General features: G+C 70.7%; 16 protein-coding genes and 2 tRNA genes. 6 read left to right on the top strand and 12 right to left on the bottom strand.

Going from position 1 to position 19,080, the window contains the following annotated elements:
• Positions 1-31 precede the first annotated feature (31 nt).
• Positions 32-1,474 carry a basic amino acid/polyamine antiporter gene (locus tag AC3EO4_RS49600; protein WP_379572800.1) on the bottom strand — a complete coding sequence of 481 codons (1,443 nt, stop codon included), beginning with the start codon at positions 1,472-1,474 and terminating at the stop codon, positions 32-34.
• A gap of 190 nt (positions 1,475-1,664) precedes the next feature.
• Positions 1,665-2,132: a hypothetical protein gene (locus AC3EO4_RS49595; protein WP_379572801.1), complete on the bottom strand. Its 468-nt coding sequence runs from the start codon at positions 2,130-2,132 to the stop codon at positions 1,665-1,667.
• Between the two features lie 131 nt (positions 2,133-2,263).
• On the opposite strand from AC3EO4_RS49595, the gene AC3EO4_RS49590 reads away from it, so the two are divergent.
• The 4 genes from AC3EO4_RS49590 (at position 2,264) to AC3EO4_RS49575 (ending at position 7,150) form a co-directional block, all read left to right on the top strand.
• Positions 2,264-3,493: a PP2C family protein-serine/threonine phosphatase gene (locus AC3EO4_RS49590; RefSeq protein ID WP_379572802.1), complete on the top strand. Its 1,230-nt coding sequence runs from the start codon at positions 2,264-2,266 to the stop codon at positions 3,491-3,493.
• Positions 3,494-3,714: 221 nt separating this feature from the next.
• Positions 3,715-3,960 (top strand): hypothetical protein, encoded by a 246-nt coding sequence (locus AC3EO4_RS49585; RefSeq protein ID WP_379572803.1) that lies wholly within the window; start codon positions 3,715-3,717, stop codon positions 3,958-3,960.
• Complete coding sequence (locus AC3EO4_RS49580; protein ID WP_379572804.1) at positions 3,957-4,685, top strand: ABC transporter ATP-binding protein; 729 nt, start codon at positions 3,957-3,959, stop codon at positions 4,683-4,685. The genes AC3EO4_RS49585 and AC3EO4_RS49580 overlap by 4 nt, the downstream gene beginning before the upstream one ends.
• Positions 4,682-7,150 carry an FtsX-like permease family protein gene (locus AC3EO4_RS49575; RefSeq protein ID WP_431903015.1) on the top strand — a complete coding sequence of 823 codons (2,469 nt, stop codon included), beginning with the start codon at positions 4,682-4,684 and terminating at the stop codon, positions 7,148-7,150. The genes AC3EO4_RS49580 and AC3EO4_RS49575 overlap by 4 nt, the downstream gene beginning before the upstream one ends.
• A 120-nt stretch (positions 7,151-7,270) precedes the next feature.
• On the opposite strand, the gene AC3EO4_RS49570 is transcribed toward AC3EO4_RS49575, so the two are convergent.
• The 6 genes from AC3EO4_RS49570 to AC3EO4_RS49545 all read right to left on the bottom strand — a co-directional run bounded on the left by AC3EO4_RS49570 (position 7,271) and on the right by AC3EO4_RS49545 (position 13,555).
• Positions 7,271-8,125: an ABC transporter permease subunit gene (locus tag AC3EO4_RS49570; protein WP_431903014.1), complete on the bottom strand. Its 855-nt coding sequence runs from the start codon at positions 8,123-8,125 to the stop codon at positions 7,271-7,273.
• On the bottom strand, positions 8,122-9,186 hold the full coding sequence (locus tag AC3EO4_RS49565) for an ABC transporter ATP-binding protein (protein ID WP_431903051.1): 1,065 nt from the start codon (positions 9,184-9,186) through the stop codon (positions 8,122-8,124). The genes AC3EO4_RS49570 and AC3EO4_RS49565 overlap by 4 nt, the downstream gene beginning before the upstream one ends.
• A 2-nt stretch (positions 9,187-9,188) precedes the next feature.
• Positions 9,189-10,265 (bottom strand): hypothetical protein, encoded by a 1,077-nt coding sequence (locus AC3EO4_RS49560; protein WP_431903013.1) that lies wholly within the window; start codon positions 10,263-10,265, stop codon positions 9,189-9,191.
• A 250-nt stretch (positions 10,266-10,515) separates the two neighbouring features.
• Positions 10,516-10,962, bottom strand: coding sequence for an SRPBCC family protein (locus AC3EO4_RS49555; protein WP_431903011.1), 447 nt, complete (start codon positions 10,960-10,962; stop codon positions 10,516-10,518).
• Positions 10,959-12,290 (bottom strand): carotenoid oxygenase family protein, encoded by a 1,332-nt coding sequence (locus tag AC3EO4_RS49550; protein ID WP_431903009.1) that lies wholly within the window; start codon positions 12,288-12,290, stop codon positions 10,959-10,961. Before AC3EO4_RS49550 ends, AC3EO4_RS49555 begins: the two co-directional genes overlap by 4 nt.
• Positions 12,287-13,555, bottom strand: coding sequence for an MFS transporter (locus AC3EO4_RS49545; RefSeq protein ID WP_431903008.1), 1,269 nt, complete (start codon positions 13,553-13,555; stop codon positions 12,287-12,289). The genes AC3EO4_RS49550 and AC3EO4_RS49545 overlap by 4 nt, the downstream gene beginning before the upstream one ends.
• 85 nt (positions 13,556-13,640) lie before the next feature.
• On the opposite strand from AC3EO4_RS49545, the gene AC3EO4_RS49540 reads away from it, so the two are divergent.
• Both AC3EO4_RS49540 and AC3EO4_RS49535 read left to right on the top strand, forming a co-directional pair.
• Positions 13,641-16,253, top strand: coding sequence for a helix-turn-helix transcriptional regulator (locus tag AC3EO4_RS49540; protein WP_431903006.1), 2,613 nt, complete (start codon positions 13,641-13,643; stop codon positions 16,251-16,253).
• A gap of 50 nt (positions 16,254-16,303) precedes the next feature.
• Positions 16,304-16,492 carry a hypothetical protein gene (locus AC3EO4_RS49535; RefSeq protein ID WP_431903004.1) on the top strand — a complete coding sequence of 63 codons (189 nt, stop codon included), beginning with the start codon at positions 16,304-16,306 and terminating at the stop codon, positions 16,490-16,492.
• Between the two features lie 85 nt (positions 16,493-16,577).
• On the opposite strand, the gene AC3EO4_RS49530 is transcribed toward AC3EO4_RS49535, so the two are convergent.
• The 4 genes from AC3EO4_RS49530 to AC3EO4_RS49515 all read right to left on the bottom strand — a co-directional run bounded on the left by AC3EO4_RS49530 (position 16,578) and on the right by AC3EO4_RS49515 (position 19,080).
• Positions 16,578-16,677: transfer RNA gene (locus tag AC3EO4_RS49530), tRNA-OTHER, on the bottom strand.
• Between the two features lie 118 nt (positions 16,678-16,795).
• Positions 16,796-17,800: a nucleoside/nucleotide kinase family protein gene (locus AC3EO4_RS49525; RefSeq protein WP_379572813.1), complete on the bottom strand. Its 1,005-nt coding sequence runs from the start codon at positions 17,798-17,800 to the stop codon at positions 16,796-16,798.
• A gap of 488 nt (positions 17,801-18,288) precedes the next feature.
• Positions 18,289-18,362, bottom strand: a tRNA-Ile gene (locus tag AC3EO4_RS49520).
• 115 nt (positions 18,363-18,477) lie between these two features.
• Positions 18,478-19,080: a DUF3566 domain-containing protein gene (locus AC3EO4_RS49515; protein ID WP_379572814.1), complete on the bottom strand. Its 603-nt coding sequence runs from the start codon at positions 19,078-19,080 to the stop codon at positions 18,478-18,480.

Below are 19,080 nucleotides of genomic sequence, written 5' to 3'. Positions count from 1 at the left end.
AGGTCACGCGGCCCTTGGCCACGTCGGCCGGTCAGATCGTGATCAGGCCGGTGGCCAGGCCGACGACCCCGACGACCGCGCCCACGAGGACCACGACGAACAGCACCAGTTCGGCGGGAGAGAAGATCCGCCTGCCGTGCTCGCGCCGGGTGATGATGAACAAGATCATTCCAGGCGCGTAGATGATGCACGACAGCAGCAGGAACTTCAGCCCCGCCGCGAAGATCAGAAACGCCGTGTAGACGACGGCGAGCCCGGCCACCAGCAGATCCTTGGCCGGCCCACGCCTGTCGTCCTCCCCCTCGCCCCACCCGCCGGCGAGCTTGAGCGCGTAGCCCGCGGCCAGCAGGTACGGCACCAGCGACAGCGAGCTGCACAGCTTGAGCGTGAAGGCGAAGGCGTCGTCGGAGAACAGCGTGATCGCCAGCACCGCGGTGATGAGGCCGCTGGTCATCAGCAGCGCGGCCACCGGCACCCCCTTGCGGTTCTCGCGCTTGAGGAAGGCCGGCATGTCGTCGTCCTTCGCCGCGACGAACAGCACCTCGGCCGCCATGAGAGTCCACGCGAGGTAGGCGCCGAGGACCGAGACGATGAGCCCGAGGCCGATGAAGACCGAACCCCACGGGCCGACCACCGATTCCAGCACGCCCATCATGGACGGCTGGCGGATCGTGGCCAGCTCCGCCTTGGGGAGCACGCCGTACGACAGGATCGAGACGGAGGCGAACAGGGCGAGCACGCTGAGGAAGCCCAGCACGGTCGCCTTTCCGACATCCTCCCGCCTGCGCGCGTAGCGGGAGTACACGCTGGCGCCCTCGACTCCGAGAAAGACGAAGACGGTGACCAGCATCGTCGCCTTGACCTGGGTGAACAGCGCGCCGAGTGACCGCTCGCCGCCGCCCCACAGGTTGGCGGAGAACACCTCGCCGCGCAGCGCCACCGCGACGATCACGATGAACACCACGATCGGGACCAGCTTCGCGACCGTCACGATCCTGTTGATCGAGGCGGCCTCCTTCACCCCCCGCATGATCATGGCGTGAAACGCCCAGACGCCCACTGCCGAGACGGCCACGGCCAGGATCGTGTTGCCCTCGCCGAAGCCGGGGACGACCGTGCCGAGCGTCGACTTGATCAGCACCCAGTAGGAGACGTTGCCGACGCAGGCGCTGGCCCAGTAGCCGAAAGCGGAGAAGAACCCGGGGAACTCGCCGAACCCCGCCTTGGCGTAGGCGTAGACGCCCGCATTGAGATCGGGCTTGCGTACGGCGAGCGTCTGGAAGACGAAGGCGAGCATGAGCATGCCGACGCCTGCGATCGTCCAGGCCACGATCGCTCCCAGGACGCCCGTGGCCTGGGCGAAGTTGCGGGGCAGCGAGAACACGCCCGCGCCGACCATCGAGCCGACCACCATCGCGGTCAGCGTCGGCAGCGGCAGCTTGCGTGCGGCCTCGATCCTGGTCTCAGTGCTCATCGTGGGGTCCCGTCCGCCTGCGAGCCATGGCGGTCAGGGGCCGAGACATCCTGATGATCACTCATGGAATCCCCCGATTCCCGTTGTGCCATGACGGCCTTGCGGGGGAGAGGACACGGCAACCCGCATCATTCCACTGACGATTTGGGGCCAATCTTCCAGTAGGGATTGCTTTGTCAAAGGTTGAGCATCAGCGCCGCGTGGAATCCATGTGCCAGTTGGTGATCCAGGTCCGCTCGCCGTCGACGGAGAACGCCTGCTCCCAGTGGGCGGACCGCTCGGTGATGTCCGACCAGATGAAGCGCACCCTGACGTCCCTGCCCCGGACGGTGTCGTCCCCGTAGAACTCGCCCCTGCCGCCGGTGAACCTGCCGACGACCGGCGGGGTCAGCGTGCCCGTGCGGCTGTTGACCCAGTTCAGGGACCACTCCTCGCTCGCGGGGTCGTACAGCCGCAGGGTGAGCCCGCGGAACCCCTTCGTCGGGAACTCGATCTCGTCGAAGTTCGCTCCGCCGCCGAAGTGCCGGGAGGCGTGGCTGACGGCGGGGAACTCCTCCCACTCGGTCGCCTCTCGCAGGAAGCACGACTCCTCGAGGAAGTCGGTCCTTCGCCTGTTGGTGACGTCCCATGTGCCGGTGTAGAAGTCGAAGTCGTTCATGTGACGGACCGTAGGGCGGGTCCACTGCCATCTCGTGTCAGTGGAATTCGAGGAACTCGGCGGCCGTCGCCCCCCATGGTGGCGACGCGACAATGGGTATGTGGCAGGTGAGTGCGAACGAAGGTGCCGCCATGAACGATTCCACCGGAATCGAGGACATGATCACCGGGCTGCTCGAGGCCAGCCACCAGGCGACGCTGGAGCAGCTGCCGGCACTGGTGAGCCTGCACGCGGCCCGCGTGGGCATGGACCCGGTGCTGATCTACCTGGCCGATCTGCAGCAGAACGTGCTGCGCCTGCTTGCGGGGCACGGCGACGGCGCCGGACAGGACGCCTGTCTGCGTCCGGCGGAGCTCGGCATGGACACCACCCTGGCAGGAAGGGCCTTCCAGGAGGTCCGCGTCCTGGCCAGAGCCGCTCCCGGCGACGCCACGACCGACTGGTGGGTGCCGATCCTGGACGGCACCGAACGGCTGGGCATCCTGCGGGCCACCGTTCCCCGGGGACGCGAAGGGGCCGAGCACGCCATGCGGCCCCTGGCGTCACTGGTGGCACTCATCGTGAGCAGCCAGCGCGCCCACAGCGACACCTTCCCGCGCCTGGTGCGCTCGCAGCCGATGAACGTGGCCGCCGAGCTGCAGTGGCGGCTCATGCCGCCACTGACCTTCGCCACCAGCCGGGTGACCGTGAGCGCCGTGATGGAGCCCGCCTACGAGGTGGGCGGCGACGCCTTCGACTACGCCCTCGACGGCGACACTCTGCACCTCGCGGTCTTCGACGCCATGGGCCACGACGTCTCGGCCGGGTTGACCGCCACCCTGGCCATGGCGGCCTGCCGTAACCACCGCCGCCATGACATGCCGCCGGCGCCCAACACGGAGGCGATCGAGCGGGTCCTGATCGAGGAGTTCGGGCGCAGCACGCGCTACGTGACAGCGGTCGTCGCCGACCTGGATGTCACCACCGGCGTCCTCACCTGGGTCAACCGCGGACACCACCCACCGATCATCATCCGCGGCGGCCGCTGGACCGTCACGCTGGAGTGCCCGCCCGCCCACCCCATGGGCCTGGACCTCGGCCTTCCCGTCGTCCTGTGCCGCGAACAGCTGGAGCCCGGCGACAGGCTGCTGCTCTACACCGACGGGATCATCGAGGCGGGCAGCCGGGAGGGGAAGGAGTTCGGCCTGCCCAGGTTCGTCGACTTCATCATCCGGCACAACACCGCCGAGCTCCCCGTGCCCGAGACCCTCCGGCGCCTGATCAAGAGCATCCTGACCTACCGGGACGGCCGGCTCGACGACGACGCCACGGTCCTGCTCGCCGAGTGGTGCGGCCCCGCCGAGCGCCGGCTCCGCCTCTGATCGTCGACCCGGCCTGGCCCGGAAGCCGTTCCGCGGCCGGCCCCTCTCCCCCGGGTCAGCCCATGGAGCGGCGCAACGTCAAGGACTGGAACCGGAGCTCATCGGCCCAAGATGGACCGAAGCCCGGGTGCACGTCGGCCGGATCACTACAGCCCGCTCCACCCTCCCTTGGGTTGCTGGCGGGATTTCCGCAGGTGAAGCGGGATTCTAGGGTGATCGTCATGAACGATTCCCACCGCTTCGCCCCCTCCGGACGACCGCCCGCGCCCGCCTCCAGGCGGGATGGCCGTGGCATCGCGGTGCGCGCTCTCCTCTGGCTCGTCCTCATCGTGAGCGCCGCCGTGAACATCGCCGGCAACCTCTTCGACCGCACAAGCACGCCGGTGGGCCTGGGCGCCGGGATCATCGCCGTGGGCTGCATCGCGGGGCTCATCAGCCATCACGTCGTCGCACGCCGCCGCGCATGAGCGTCGTCACCCTCACCGATGTCGTCAAGGAGCACGGTGACGTCGTCGCGCTCGACCGGGTCTCGCTCGCCTTCCCGCGCGGCCGGTTCGTCGCCGTCATGGGACCTTCGGGCTCCGGCAAGAGCACGCTGCTGAACTGCGCGGCCGGGCTCGACACGCCCACGTCGGGCTCGGTCACCATCGGCGGCGTGGACGCCACCAGGCTCAACGAGACCAGGCGTACCGAACTGCGAAGGAAGCACATCGGGTTCGTGTTCCAGTCCTACAACCTGCTGCCCGCCCTCAGCGTCGAGCACAACATCACCCTGCCGCTCCGCCTGGCCGGAATCCGGCCCGACCCCGCCTGGCTGCGCGAACTGGTCGACCGGGTCGGGCTCGGCGGGCGGCTGCACCACAGGCCCGCCGAGCTGTCGGGCGGCCAGCAGCAGCGCGCCGCGATCGTCCGCGCGCTCGCGGCCCGCCCCGATGTGGTCTTCGCCGACGAGCCCACAGGGGCACTCGATCTGCGCAGCGCCTCCGACGTGCTCGACCTGCTGCGGGAACTGGTCGACGACCTCGGCCAGACCGTGGTCATGGTCACCCACGATCCCGCGGCCGCGGCAAGGGCCCATGACACGCTCGTCATGGCCGACGGGAAGGTGGTCGACCTGCTGTCCGGCCCCACGGCCGCGGACCTGGCCAGGCGACTGACCCAGCTCACCGCCGTACTGGAGGATGCCAGGTGATCAGGACAGCCCTCGCCATGGCGGGGTTCAGCGGCCTCGTCGTGGCCTTCCTGGCCGTGTTCGGCGGAATGGCCCTGCTCACCGGATCCGGTGTGATCATCGAGTCGGGCGTGCGCTCCAGCGTCTCCACCCAGCGCCTGGCCGGGGCCGACGTGATCGTCTCGGCCAGGCAGTCCATCCCCCAGCCTGAGGACCTGCCGGTCGCCCTGCCCGAACGCGCCGTCGTGCCCGCGTCCCTCGTGGCCCGGCTGGCCGCCGTACCGGGCGTGGCCTCCGCCGTCGGCGACCTGAGCTTCCCCGCCACCGTCATCCCCGGCGTTTCCGGTACGGCAGGCACTCCCATCATGGCCACCGGTCACGGATGGTCCTCGGCCACGCTCACCAGGACGCCCACCCCCACGATCACCGGCACCGCCCCGAGAGCCGCGAGCGAGATCGCGCTGCCGTCCGCCACCCCGGGCGCGCGCCTCGGCCAGAAGGTGCGCGTCGTCGCCGCCGGCACGACGGGCGACTACCGGGTCACCGCGCTCGTGGACTCCCCCGGCCTCTACTTCAGCGACGAGACCGCCACCAGGCTCGCCGCCAGGGACACCGGGCCGCGCGCGAAGACCGTGGACCTCGTCGCGCTCCGCGCGGCACCCGGCGTGTCCGCCGCCGCGCTCGCCGCCGACCTCGGCAGGCTGTTCGGCGAGCGGTACGAGATCTCCACCGGCCGGACCAGAGGCGACGCCGAGTCCCCCGGCACGGCCGCCGCCCGCGCCATGCTCATCGCGCTGCCCGCCTCCATCGGCGGGATCAGCCTGATGGTCGTGGGGTTCGTGGTCGCGGGAGGCCTGTCCCTGTCGATCGACAAGCAGCGCCGCGACCTCGCACTCCTGCGCGCGGCCGGCGCCACCCCGCGCCAGGTGCGCAGGCTGGTCTCCGTCCAGGGCACCGCGGCCGCGCTGGCCGCGCTCATCCCGGGGGCGGCGCTCGGATACTTCCTGGCCGCCAGGTTCGGCGACCTGCTGGTGTCGATCGGCATGCTGCCCGGCGACCTCCCGCTGTCCTACAGCCCGCTGCCCGCCCTGGCGGCCGCGCTGCTGCTGCTCGCCGTGGTCAGGACGTCGGCCTGGGGCGCGTCCTACCGCGCCTCCCAGATGTCGGCGGTGTCCGCCGTCGCCGAGTCGCGCAGCGAGCCGCGCGCCCCCTCCCGCATCCGCACGACCAGCGGGCTGCTCCTCATGCTCGCCGCGGTCGGGCTCTCCGCGATCCCGCTGGTGATCCGCACCGAATTCGCCGCGATCGGCCCAGGAACGGCCGCGCTCCTGGCCGTGATCGGCCTCGCGCTGGCCGGCCCCTCGCTGATCCAGCGGGCGACGGGCATGCTGGCCAGGCGGCTTCCCCCCGGCCTGTCCGCGCCCGCCTGGCTCGCGGTGAGCAACACCCACGGCTACGCGCTCAGGACCGCGGGAGCCGTCGCCGCGCTCGGCATGGCCGTCACGCTCGCGCTCAGCGTCGTACTGACCCAGACCACGATCGCGAAGGCCACGGAGGACGAGGCCGCCCAGGGCATCCGTGCCGACGCCACGATCACCGCCCCCGCCCTCGGCGGCATCCCGCACGACCTGCTCTCCGACGTACGCGCCGCCAGGGGTGTCACCGCGGCCACCGCGTTCACCACGACCACCGTGCTGGCCCGCTCCCTGGCCGTCGGCGACGACGCCCGCCGGCTCGTCCCCCGCCCCGCCATGGTGCTCGGCCCCGACGCCGAGGGCCTGGTTGACCTGGGCATCACGCGAGGCGGCCTGGCCGCCCTCAAGGGCGACACGATCGCCCTCGACGAACGCGCGGGAAGGCTCGGCGAACACCGGGAGCTCATCATGGGCGACGGCACGCGGGTACGGGCCCGCGTGGTGGCCACCTACACCCGCGCCCTCGGCTTCGGTCCGATGGTGCTCTCCCGCGACCTGGCCGCCGGGCACACCACGACCGGCCTGGACTCCACCATCCTGGTACGGCTCGCTCCCGGCGCGTCCCCCCTGCCCGCGCTCCTGAAGCGGTGGCCGGGTACCGTCCTGTCCCCCGACCCCGGCCTCCAGCTGGGCAGACCCTCAGGGGAGCTCTGGGTGAACGCGGCGGTCATCGCCGTACTCCTCGGCTACGTCATGGTCGCGGTCACCAACCGCCTGGTGGCCACCACCACCGGGCGAACCGCCGAGCTGACCGCCCTGCGCCACCTGGGCGCCACCCCACGGCAGCTCCGGTCCATGATCCGCTGGGAAGCCCTGGTCGTGGCCGCCGCGGCCGCCGGATCCGGTCTCCTCCTGGCCGCCGTCCCCCTGACGATGCTCAGCATCGGCTTCCTCTCCCGGCCGTGGCCCGCGGGTCCGCTCTGGCTCGCCCCCGCCGTCGTGCTCGCCGTCACCATGGTCGTCTGGCTCGCCCTCGACCTTCCCGCGCGCCGTATCATCCGCCGGATCTGACGCCTGCCCCCGTTGTCGAGCGGCCTGTCCGCGCCACTTCCTGGGGCAGGCGGGAGGGGCACCGGCACGGTCATCCCGCCCGCGACGTCAGCCTGCCGAACGCGGCAAGGGTCGAAGCGGTCACAGGTCCTTACGCTGGAAGGACAGCGCCGCCAGCCCCCAGACCATCACCACCCACGCAGCGGCCCACACGAGGTAGGCGGCCGTCAGCGGCGCCCTGCTCAGGAAAGGAGAGCCGTCGAACGCCGCGCCGAGCCGCGCCAGCGCGACCGGATCCTGGAATGCGTGCATGGCCCCACGCCACAGGCCGTCGGTGGGCAGGAGCATCCGCGAGACGGCGCCGACGCGCGCGACACCGTCGTTGCCGAGAGCCTCGCCGATGCCGCCCACCACACCGGCGACCCAGGTGGCGCCGAAGAGGCCCACCGCGACCACGCCCGACGCCATCGGCGAGATGACGGTCGACAGCAGCAGGCCGAGGGTGAGCAGCACGGTCGTCTGCGCCGCGAGCAGCGCGAGGGCGACCGCCGGCTGCGGTGGCCAGTAGCCCACCGTCCACCAGACGATGAGGCACTGAGCCAGCCCGGCGAGAACGACGAAGCCGCTGCCGAACACCACCAGCCCCAGCCACTTGCCCAGCAGGACCGCCGATCGACGGACCGGCCGGGCCAGCACTGCCAGCGCGATGCCCGACTCCGTCTCGCCGGACAGCGTGGGGCCGGCAAGGAAGGCGGTACCCAACGCCGCGATCAGGCTGAAGCCGAACATCACGAGGTTGAGCAGCTGGGAGGCCGCCATCCGGGCCTCGCCGCTGGTGAGCGTGCCGTAGCTGGACTCGGCCGCCAGGCGGGAGAACCCCCAGCCGCTCAGCAGGAGCAGCGCGACGGTGAGTACGGCGAGGGCCAGCAGCACGCGCCGGCGCGACGCCTCGCGCAGGGTGAGCACGGCCATCGACACGACCGTCCGTATGGTCATCGTTCGCCTCCGTGGCCTGCCCGCAGGATGCCGAGCAGGCGCTCCTCCAGGCTGATGCGTCCGGGTTCGACCGCGTGCACCCGAGCACCCAGGGTGACCAGGTCGCGCACCAGGTCGGGAACGGCCGTTCCGTCGTCGTCGGCCGGCAGCGCCACGGTGAACCAGTCGTCGGCCTTCTCGACGTCCCCTGTCGCCGCCAGCCGCGCCTGCGCCGCAGGGGACAGGTCGGTCAGCCGCAGCCGGAGCTCGCGCCGGCCGAGCAGCTCGGCAAGGGTCCCCGATGCGGCGACCCGTCCCCTGTCGAGGATGACCACCCGGTCGCAGACTCGCTCGACCTCGCCGATCAGGTGCGAGTTGAGCAGCACCGCGACGCCCCGCGACCGCAGTGCCAGGACTATGTCGCGCACGTCGACGCGGCCCAGCGGATCCAGCGCGCTGGTCGGTTCGTCCAGGACCACGAACTCCGGCCGGGCCACCAGGGCCACCGCCAGACCGAGCCGCTGCTGCATGCCCTTCGAGAAGCCGCCCACGCGATCGCCTGCGCGGTCGGCCAAGCCCACGAGGGACAGGCAGTCGCGCTGCTCCTGCGCGGGCACGCCGACCCCTGCCAGACGGACGTGAAGGGCCAGGACCTCGGCCGCGCTGAGCCACGGCTGATACCGGAAGAGCTCCGGCAGGTAGCCGACGCGGGCGCGCGCGGCCGGATCGGCTGCGGGCCTCCCGAGGAGCAGCACCTCTCCCGCGTCGGGCCGGACCAGGCCGAGGAGCATCTTGATCACCGTGGTCTTGCCGGCCCCGTTCGGGCCGAGCAGCCCGACCACCTCGCCGCGGCCCACCTCCAGGGACACATCGGCGACCGCCGGGCGCCGGCCGTACCGCTTGCGCAGCCCCGAGCACCACACGGCGGGTGCCGGCGGCAGGCCGGCGATCAGGCGCGCCGCCGCGAGCAGCGCGTCGGCGTCGTCGGCACCGTCGGGGCCGACGGGGTCGGCGGGATCGGCGGGATCGGCGGAGTCGGCGGAGTCGGCGGGGTCGGCGGGGTCGGCGGGGTCGGCGGCCATGGTCACCCCAGGTCCCGGGCGATCGACAGGACCTCGTCCGCGTCCAGTGTGCCGGCCACGGCGGTCACCACGCCGTCGTCCACCCACACGACGGCCGCCATCGCCCGGTCACGCGTAGCCAGCACCGTGGCAGGCACTCCGTCCACCTGGGCCGACGACGTGGTGACCTGGTCGGCGGGCACGGGCAGCGGCAGGGTCGAGCCGTCGCCGCCGAACGTGCGCAGCCGGGCCGCGACGTCCTCGGGCAGGCCGGAGATCGACAGCAGGTAGTCCCGCACGGTCTCGAACGGGACTCCGGAGGAGTACGCCGACGGCGCGACGGCGCGACCGACGACGAGGGCAGGCGCCCCGGCCGAGGAGGACCAGATCTGGGCCACGCCAGGGCCGGCGACGAGCCGTACCTGACTCCCGTCCAGACCCTGTGGGGCAGGCGGCAGCGTCTTCCCCGCCTCTGCGGCGGCGCGAGCGGCGCGATCCGCCGAGAAGGTGAACGTGGCGTTCACCTTGCCGCCCACCTGGTAAACCGGCTCGCCGGTGACGCCGCGGGGCAGGGCGGCCACCTTCGGCACGGCGAGACCGGTCTCCCCTGCCGCGGCCGCCGTGTCAGGGACCTGGTGCACCTCGCCGTCGCCGGCCACCACGACGTCGCCGTATGCGCTCAGGTCGGGCAGGGCGATGAGATCGGCGGCGCTGAGGCCGACCGGAGCGACCTGCTCGGTCTGGAAGATCTGCAGCCAGTCGTTGGCGGCGGCGGTGCCGGCTCCGCTCAGGGCGAGGGCGACGGCGACGGCCGCGGTGACGGGACTGCGCAGGGCTCCACGGAGTCGACCGGCACGGCGGGTCGCCCGCCCCGGTCCCGTGGCGGGCCCAGCCGTCGGCAGGCGCCGCCGCGCGGCGGCGTCGCGGTCCGCGCCGTCTCCGGTTGCCGGCACCGCGTCGACAGGGGCGAGGTTCTCGCGCATGGCGGCCACCCCGCCGAGGCACTGCGGGCAGCCGGCGACGTGCCGGCGGTCGGCGTCGGCCACGCCGGCCGGCTCGTCGAACAGCCGGCGCAGCACACCTTCAGTCGGATGACGCATGACGTTCAGCTCCTTGCGAAGGCGGATTCCGCTCGGTCACGGCGTCATCAAAGCAGACGCGTATGCGAATGCCGCGCAGCTGATGTGAGGATCTGGTGCAGAGTTCGTTCCTCGAGCCCGGCGCCCAGGAAGCGCGATATGGACGACGAGTCGAGTTCCCCGTCGGCCTGGCCGCCGCGGCTGACACCGAGCCCCGTCCGCGCGAGGAACGGCATGGCGCGTGAACAGGAGCGGCGCCCGGACAGAGGGCTCAGCGGGCTCCGTTCTCGGCTGTCTGCTTGAGGTGTGCGAGCCAGGCGGTGAGCGACGCCTCGAGGGCCGCCCGCATGCCGTCCCGGTCAGCGTGGACCGGCTCGCCGTCCCACGATTCAGCGGTCTGGACGTAGGTGCGCCCGTCCCGTTCCGTGAAGGTCCACTCGTGGATACCCGTGATGCCGTGTGCGGGCCCGCCCCACAGGATGCGGCGCCCCGGCTCGATCGTGTAGACGGTGGAGTCGATGTCCAGGCCGAAGGTGCTCCAGTGGAACACCGAGCCCTCGGCGAGCGGGCCGTCGGCGGAGGCGGTGGTGATGTCGGTCTGCCACGACGGCCAGGCGGGCACGTCGGTGTGCAGGTCCCAGACCCGTGACAGGGGCGCGTCGATGACGGTTTCGAGTCGGACGACGACGGCGGCTGCGGTGTCGATGTTGATGATCACTTCTGGTCCTCGATCCAGTGGCCGTGGATGCCGGCGGGCACCCTGCGGGGGAGTTCGACGGTGGCGACGGTGGCGAGGTCTCCCGCGTCCAGGACGAGGAGCTGGGAGGCCTCCGCCTTGAGGTCGCTGACGACGGTGAGCAGGTAGCCGTCGTCCTCGTTGGTCCCGCCCTCCGCGGGGACGAAGACGGCCTCGCCCGGCATGCGGCCTGGTCCGTGGCTGAGCAGCTGCTGCCGGCCGGTGACGGTGTCGAACTTGACGGTGGAGTAGCCGTCCAGGCCCGCGCCGGGGAAGGCGATGGCGTAGCTGTAGCGGTTGAAGGCGCCGGTGTGGGCGTCGTTGATGGAGGGGAACTCGGTGGGCAGGTCGTCGAGCGACTCCTCGGTCGCCTTCCCGGTGGCCGGGTCCAGGATCCAGCGGTGGAAGGTGGATCCGGCGTCGGGGCTGACGCCGTAGCCTGGGGCGCCGATCCACCACTTCCAGGAGGTCTCCCAGGAGGAGCGGTCGAAGCGGGGCCCTTCGAGCACCACGCGGCCCTGCGTGTCGACGTAGGAGTTGGTGACGTGCAGGATGGCTCCCTGCTCGACTTCGAACCACGTGACCGTGGCGGCGCCCGTGCGGGGCATGACGCCGATGCGCAGCGGCACGTCGTCGTGCCACTTGTACGGGATGCCTGAGTGCTCGGAGTGGTCGAAGACGACCGGCGAGTTGATGAAGACCGCGTGGTCGCGGGTGATGGCGAAGTCGTGCATGAGCGAGGGCCCGGAGCCGTCGATCACGGTGGTGCGGACGATCTGGCCTGAGGCGTCGGCGACGTGGTAGGTCAGGTAGGGCGGGAAGGGGCTGTAGGAGAAGAAGTGCAGCTCGCCCGTGACCGGGTCCTCCTTGGGGTGAGCGGTCATCGAGCTGGTGAGCTTGCCGCCGAAGTCGTAGACGCCGACGGTGTCGAGCTCGGCGGTCACCTCCCAGGGCAGGTTGGCCTCCTGCAGCGCCAGGTAGCGACCGCCGTGGAAGATGATGTTGGTGGCGGCGGCGGAGACCTTCAGCTCGGTGCCGGTGAACGGCACGCCGTCCAGGAACGGGGTCTTCACCCACCGGTTGCGGTACCACTCGGCCCGCCCGTCGGCCAGCCGTACGCCGTGCAGCATGCCCTCGCCGCGGAACCAGTGGCTGGGGGTGACGCCGGGCTTGGGGTTGTGGCCGTTGCGGAAGTAGCGGCCGTTGAGCTCGGGCGGCAGGGTGCCGTGCACGGTCAGCTCGCGGGCGGTGATCTCGTCGGTGACCGGGGTGAAGTGGCCGGTCAGGTACGGCTTGGGCAGGTCTTTCATGACCGTGTCGCCTTTCCGAGAAGGAGGAGGGTGATGACGGCGCAGGCCAGGAAGGCCGCGCCGGACGAGGGAAGAAGGGTCAGGAAGGCCAGGCCGACGGCACCACCGATCTGGCGGGTGGCGTTGAGCAGCCCGCCGGCCAGGCCGCTGTCGGCGGCGGGCACGCCCGCCGAGGCGACCGAGGTGAGCCGGACGAAGGCCACTCCGAGCCCGGCGCCGATCAGCAGCGAAGGGCCAAGCAGGTCCACGAGGAAGGTGCCGTCCGCGGGGGTGCGGGCCAGCCAGGCCAGCCCGGCCGCCAGCAGCGCCAGGCCGCTGGGCAGTACGGCACGACCGTGCAGCCGAGGTGTCGCCCAGGACGCCAGCGTGATCATGAGGGCGAGCGGCAGCTGGGCGACTCCCGCTTCGAGCGGCGTGTAGCCGAGTTCGCGCTGCTGGTAGAGGGGCAGGTAGTAGAACAGGCCGAGCCAGACCGCGCCGAGCAGCGCCATGAGCACGTTCGCCCGGGCCACGATCCGCATGCGCGAGGGCAGCAGCGGGTCCTGCGAGCGCCGCTGCAGCAGCACGAACATGCCCAGCAGGACCAGGCCCGCGATGACGAACGGCCAGCGTCCGGACAGGCCGTAGGTCAGGGCCACCAGCCCGCCGGTGACCGTCACCGCGCCGGGCAGGTCCAGCCGACCGCCCCGTGGCGGGGAGGGCTGGACCATGAGCCGGGTGGCCGCCAGCACGGCCAGCGCGACGGGAACCATCACGAAGAAGACCGAACGCCAGCCGTACAGGCCCGTGAGCAGTCCGCCGAGCAGAACGCCCGCCGCGCCTCCCGCGCCGGAGACCGCGCCCCACACGCCGAGTGCGGTGCCCCGGTCAGCGCCCTGGTACAGGGTCAGCACCAGCGCCAGCGCGGTGGGCGCCAGCAGTGCGGCGCCCACGCCCTGCGCCGCCCTGGCCGCGATCAGTGTCACGGCGTCCGGCGCGATCGCGGCGCCCAGCGATGACAGCGCGAACAGGCCGGTGCCGACCAGGAAGACGCGGCGCAGGCCGTACACGTCGCCGGACCGCCCGCCGAGGAGCAGCAGCGCGCCGAAGACCAGCACGTAGGCGTTGATCACCCAGGCCAGACCGGCGGCCGACAGGCCGAGACCGCTGCGGATCTCGGGGAGGGCGACGTTCACGATCGAGGTGCTCAGCACGACGAGGAACTGGGCCGTGGCCAGGACGCCCAGTGGCGTCCAGCTGGTCCGAGTGACGTGTGCGCTGCTCATGGCTCGACACTGGCAGCGGTGGCCGGACGTTCGCGTCGGTAGTTTTCGCCTATATGACTGCCTATGCGGAATGATCGGGGCACCTATGGAGACGTTGGTCGGCCGGGAGGCCGAGACAGAACGGCTGGACGCCCTCGTGGAGGCCGCCAGGCAGGGCCGCGGCGGTGCGCTGGCACTGTGCGGGGAGCCCGGCATAGGCAAGAGCGCGCTGCTGCGCCGGCTCGCCGAGAGCGCGTCCGGCTTCCTGGTCATCCAAGCCTCGGGCGCCGAGTTCGAGACCGAGCTGCCCTTCGCCGCACTGCACCAACTCTGCGTGTCGCTACTCGAGCACCTGGACGAGCTGCCGCCGCCGCACCGCAGGGCCCTGGAGATCGCTTTCGGCCTGGCCACCGGCGCCCTCGATCCCTTCATGGTCGGGGTCGGGACCCTGGGCCTGCTGGCCGAGGCCGCGCGGAAACGCCCTCTGCTCTGCTTGATCGACGACGCGCATTGGCTGGACGACGCATCGGCCAAGGCGCTGGCCTTCGTGTCGCGCAGGATCGCCGATGAGCCGGTGGCCGTGGTGTTCGCCACCAGGGAGCCGGGATTCGGCACCTTGCCGGGCCTGAACCTCGGTGGTCTGCGCGAGAGCGAGGCCAGGGCGCTGTTGGCCGGGGCTGTCCGGGCGCCGCTGGACGAGCGGGTCCGCGACCGCATCCTGGCCGAGTCGAGGGGGAACCCTCTCGCGTTGCTGGAGCTGCCCAGGAGCGCGGGCCTGGCAGGGATGGCGGGCGGATTCGACCTGCCCGCTCCCAGCGTGGTCGAGCAGAGTTTCCGGGTACGGCTGGCGCAGCTGCCGCCACAGGCCAGGCTGCTGCTGACCGTCGCCGCAGCCGATCCGGTCGGTGACCCAGGACTCCTGTGGCGGGCGGCCGAGCTGCTGGGCATCGAGCACGCGTCGGCCGCAGAGGCGGCAGAGCTGGTGGACTTCGGCGCCAGGATCCGCTTCAGCCACCCACTCGCCCGATCGGCCGCCTACACGGCCGCCCCTCCTGAGGAGCGCAGGCGAGCCCACGCGGCGCTCGCCGAGGCGACCGACGCGGTGGCCGACCCCGATCGGCAGGCCTGGCACCGTGCCCATGCCGCCGTCGGACCCGACGAGGAGGTGGCCGCAGCGCTGGAGCGGTCGGCGGCCAGGGCGCAGGCCCGAGGCGGGGTGGCGGCCGCCGCCGCCTTCTTGGAACGGGCCGCGGCGCTCACCCCCGGCTCGGGCCCGCGGATCGAGCGGGTGCTCGCCGCCGCTGAGGCCAAGCTCTCAGCGGGCGCGTTCGACATCGCGGCTGAGCTGCTCACCACCGCGGGGACGGCCTCACCCGACCGTCCCCAGCAGGCCAGGATCGACCTGCTGCGGGGCAGGCTCTCCTTCGTCCGCCACCGGGGCGACGAGCGGCCGACCGCCTACCTGCTGCGGGCCGCCGACCGGCTGGCGGACACCGACCCGGCCTGGTCCAGGGAGTGCTACCTGGACGCGATGGAGATCGGCGTCCTCATCGGCGACCTCGACCCCGTGGTGCAGGCGGCCAGAACCGCCGGCTCCAAGGACCCGGTGCTGGAGTGCATGATCAGGCTGACCACACAGGGCCATCGGGCAGCGGCCGACCTGCTGCGACCCATCCTCGCGGACGAAGCCGGGTGGAGCAGTCGCCCCTCGCTCGGCTTCATGCTGGCGGCCGAGCTGTGGACCTACGGCGCCCTGCGCGGCATCGCCGAGCGCGTCACCGCGGCCGGCCGCGAGTCAGGCTCCTTCCACATGCTCCCCATCGGACTGGCCATGCAGGCCACAGCCGCCGCCCACGCGGGCGAGTTCGGCGCCGCCATGGAGATGATCTCCGAGGAGGAGGCCATCGCCGAGGCGACGGGCGCGGCTCCGCTGGTCTACCCGCGCATCCACCTGGCCGCGCTGCGTGGACGCCGCGCGGAGGCCTTCGAACTGTTCGCCAACGTGGATTCGCGGATGACGCTCAGCGTCCAGTGGGCGGCGGCCGTCCTCCACAACGGCCTGGGCAACTATCAGGCCGCTCTGGAGGCCGCGCGGACCGCCGTCACGCACGAACACCTCGGCATGTCCGGGCTGGCCCTGCCGGAGCTGGCGGAGGCCGCCGTGCGCTGCGGCAAACCGGACGTCGCCGAGAGCGCCACGGCCGACCTCCGCGAACGTACGCAGGCGGGCGGGGACGCCTGGGGGCTGGGCGTGGCAGCGTACGCGCGGGCGCTGGTCACCGGCGACGAGGAGGCCTACCTCGAGGCCATCGATCACCTCGACGGTAGCCGGGTGGCGATCTACCGGGCCCGCGCGCACCTGCTGTACGGGGAGTGGCTGCGCCGGCAGGGACGACGGCGTGAGGCCCGCGAGCTGTTGCGTGTCGCGCACGAGGCGTTGACGGACATCGGGGCCGAGGCCTTCGCCGAGCGTGCCGCGGGCGAGCTGCGCGCCACCGGCGAACACGCCCGCAGCCGCTCCTCGCAGACCGCCGAGCGGCTCACCATGCAGGAGGTGCACATCGCACGGCTGGTCGCCGACGGGGCCACCTCCAAGGAGGTCGCGGCCACGTTGTTCCTCAGCCCGAGAACCGTCGACGCCCACCTGCGGAACATCTTCCGCAAGCTCGGGCTCACGTCGCGTAAGCAATTGCGCGACCTGCCCGACATCCGGGGATAGGTAGCTTTCGCCGACGCGACCGACGTGGCTCTGACGCGAACGTATGAGCCATGACGATCAACGACATCACCCAAGAGATCACCACCGAAACGCCTGCCAAGAAGAAGAGCAAGGCGAAGAAGCGCGCGGCCAAGAGCCTGCTCTGGTTCGCCCTGCTCGGCACCGCCGTCCTGGTCCTGGCCGAGCCATGGCTCCTGATCCCAGCGGCCCTCCTCGCGGCGATCGCGCTCTGGGACTGACACCCGCCGTGTTCGAGCCGCCCGAAGAACGGCCAAACGACAAAAGGCCGATCCCAAGATCTTGGGATCGGCCTCTGAACTGCGATGGTGGGGCTACCAGGACTTGAACCTGGGACCTTCCCCGTTGCTGACCTTCCTGAATGGCACGCAATGGGCACGGTCTGACCTTCTGATCCCTAGGCCTCTCGTTCAGAGCCGTCCGCCTTGCTGTTTCTCGAGGCTCTGGCCGTTCAGATCCGCACGGCCCAGTTTCCGTTCCAGCGGCTTTCTGGGCGGCTCCAAAGTCCAGCTGAGCATGCACGGTCAGTTCCCGGCCAGGAGAAACATCGCAGCCAGGTCGCTAGCCGACTCCTCGACGTCTTGAGAGCCATCGACATCCAGGACCGGCAAGTCCTGCCTGAGGGCTTGGCGTCGTACCTCTTCGTCCCAGAGCTCGTCGCGGCCCAGCCGATTCACCATCGCCTCGGTGTGGTCGCTGATTCCCCAGTTGGATCGCGCTCGGGCTGGGTCAGCGAATCGGGCCCCCAAAGCATGGCGACGAAATTCGGGCGTTGGCAGCAGAAACACGGCCTGCTCACGCCATGTCAGCAATGGCGCAACGTCCGCAGGCAGCGTACGGAAATCGTCGACCAGCACGGGTCGGTCGGTTGGCAGAGTCAGCAGGTCTTCGATGACGAGTCCGAATGTCTCGCCGTGCAGACTGGGCATGCTCTCGAAGATCTCTTTCGGCGTGCGGCCCGTCCATCTGTGTTCCAGGGGGGTTTGCAGCAGTGTGCACATGTACGGATGTCGTTGTGGGGTACACCGCTGGATGTAGCGATGCTCGGCCAGATCGCCGTCATACACGAACACGTCATAGCGTTCGGCCAAGACCCGGCTAAGAGTGCTCTTGCCTGCGCCGGTACCTCCGGCGATCCAGCGGACATGCGCAAGCCGACGGATGAGATCAGCAGAGTCATGTTGGTTCAGGCTGGTCATGTCCGGCAGTCTCGCAAGATCGAGCAGCTGGAAACAGTCTTGTTTTCGCATCCCGTGCTGGTGAAGCTTGAAGAAGACGACCGATTCGTACTGCCGTGCCAGTCCCGCGCTGTCAGCTTGGCAATTGCAGGGATTTTGGCTTGTAGAGTCGTTGACCTGCGGCTGAGGCCCGCCGTGAGTGACCTTGGTTGACCCCTCGTCACCGCCCTCAATGGCACGACCTTGGATGCGGATGAGGGCATGAACGAGCAGGTTGCGGCCGAGATCGCAGACGAGTCTGAACCCCCGCGTTTGGTACGCACCTGCGTGCACCTCGCCCGCCTGAGCCACCTACGGTCCGAGCATCCGAATCTCGATCATCCTGGAGCCGGATGGATGTGGATAAGGCCAGGACGGAAACCGCTCGTTGCCTCTCCTAGGCATCATCAGAGAAGCTCCAGAGAGCCAGCGAAGGGGGCAAGAGATCCCGCGCGAGGAGGCAGGGGAGAGCTGGACAGGCCTGGGACTCGCCTTCACCACGAAATCGGGACGGCCTGTCGAACCGCACACCCTCGCGCGACCTTTCGCCCGGATCGCCAAGGCGGCAGAGTCGCGGCCTATCCGCCTACACGACCTGAGGCCCACGGCGGCTTCACTTCTCAAGAAGCTGGGTGTCATGCAATGGAGATCGTCGGCCATAGCCGCATCTCGGTGACAACGGAGATCTACATCCGTGGCGACGGCGATAGCCGTGAGGACGCGATCAAGAGGGCGGTACGAGTGAAGTCGTTGCAGTAAAGAAGCCCCGAAGCTTGATTGCTTCGAGGCATTTTCGCAGGTGGGGCTACCAGGACTTGAACCTGGGACCTCTTCCTTATCAGGGAAGCGCTCTAACCGTCTGAGCTATAGCCCCGCGCACAAAGAACGTTATCGCATCCACCAGGTGGAGGCGAACCGGTTGTTCGTACGGGGAAAGCTTACCGTGTCCCAGGCGCTGCTCGCGCCGCGTCCAGGACACGGCAAGGAAACTACTCGGCCTCGCTGAACGTCACTTCGACGCCGCCCACCAGATCAGCGGCGATGTTGTAGATGACGGCCCCCAACGTCGACAGCGCCGTGATCAGCACCACGTTCACCGCGCCGATCAGCGCGGTGTACCCGAGGATCCTGACCGGCTCGAACCACGAGGAGATGTCGAAGCTCCCCGAGGTCTGCCCGTCGGCCTGGGTGAGCTGGTTGACCGTCTGGACGATCGAGTCGAAGACTCCGATGGCCGACAGCACGCCGTACAGGACGGCGACCGCGACGAACAGGACCACGAAGCAGACCAGAGAGACGACGAAGCTGAACTTCATCGCCGACCACGGCTCCACGCGCCGCAGCACCAGGTGCGCCTTGCGCGGCAGGCGTGAGGCCGCGGCCGCCTTCTTCTTCGGCAGTTCGACCGCCGGCGGCGGGGCCTCGGAGGTCAGCGACGGACGGATACGGACCGTCTCGTTCTGCGGCTGCTCCTCCTCGGCCTGGGTCTCGTCCTTGGTGAGGCCAAGAATTTCTGGCTCGTTAGGCTTCGCGGGCTTCTGCCCGTTCTCCCGAGACGACGTGGTCTTCGCGGGACCGCCCTGGGCGTTCAT

It is taken from the genome of Nonomuraea sp. bgisy101 (assembly GCF_057708945.1).
This window is presented reverse-complemented; position numbering and strand designations above follow the sequence as displayed.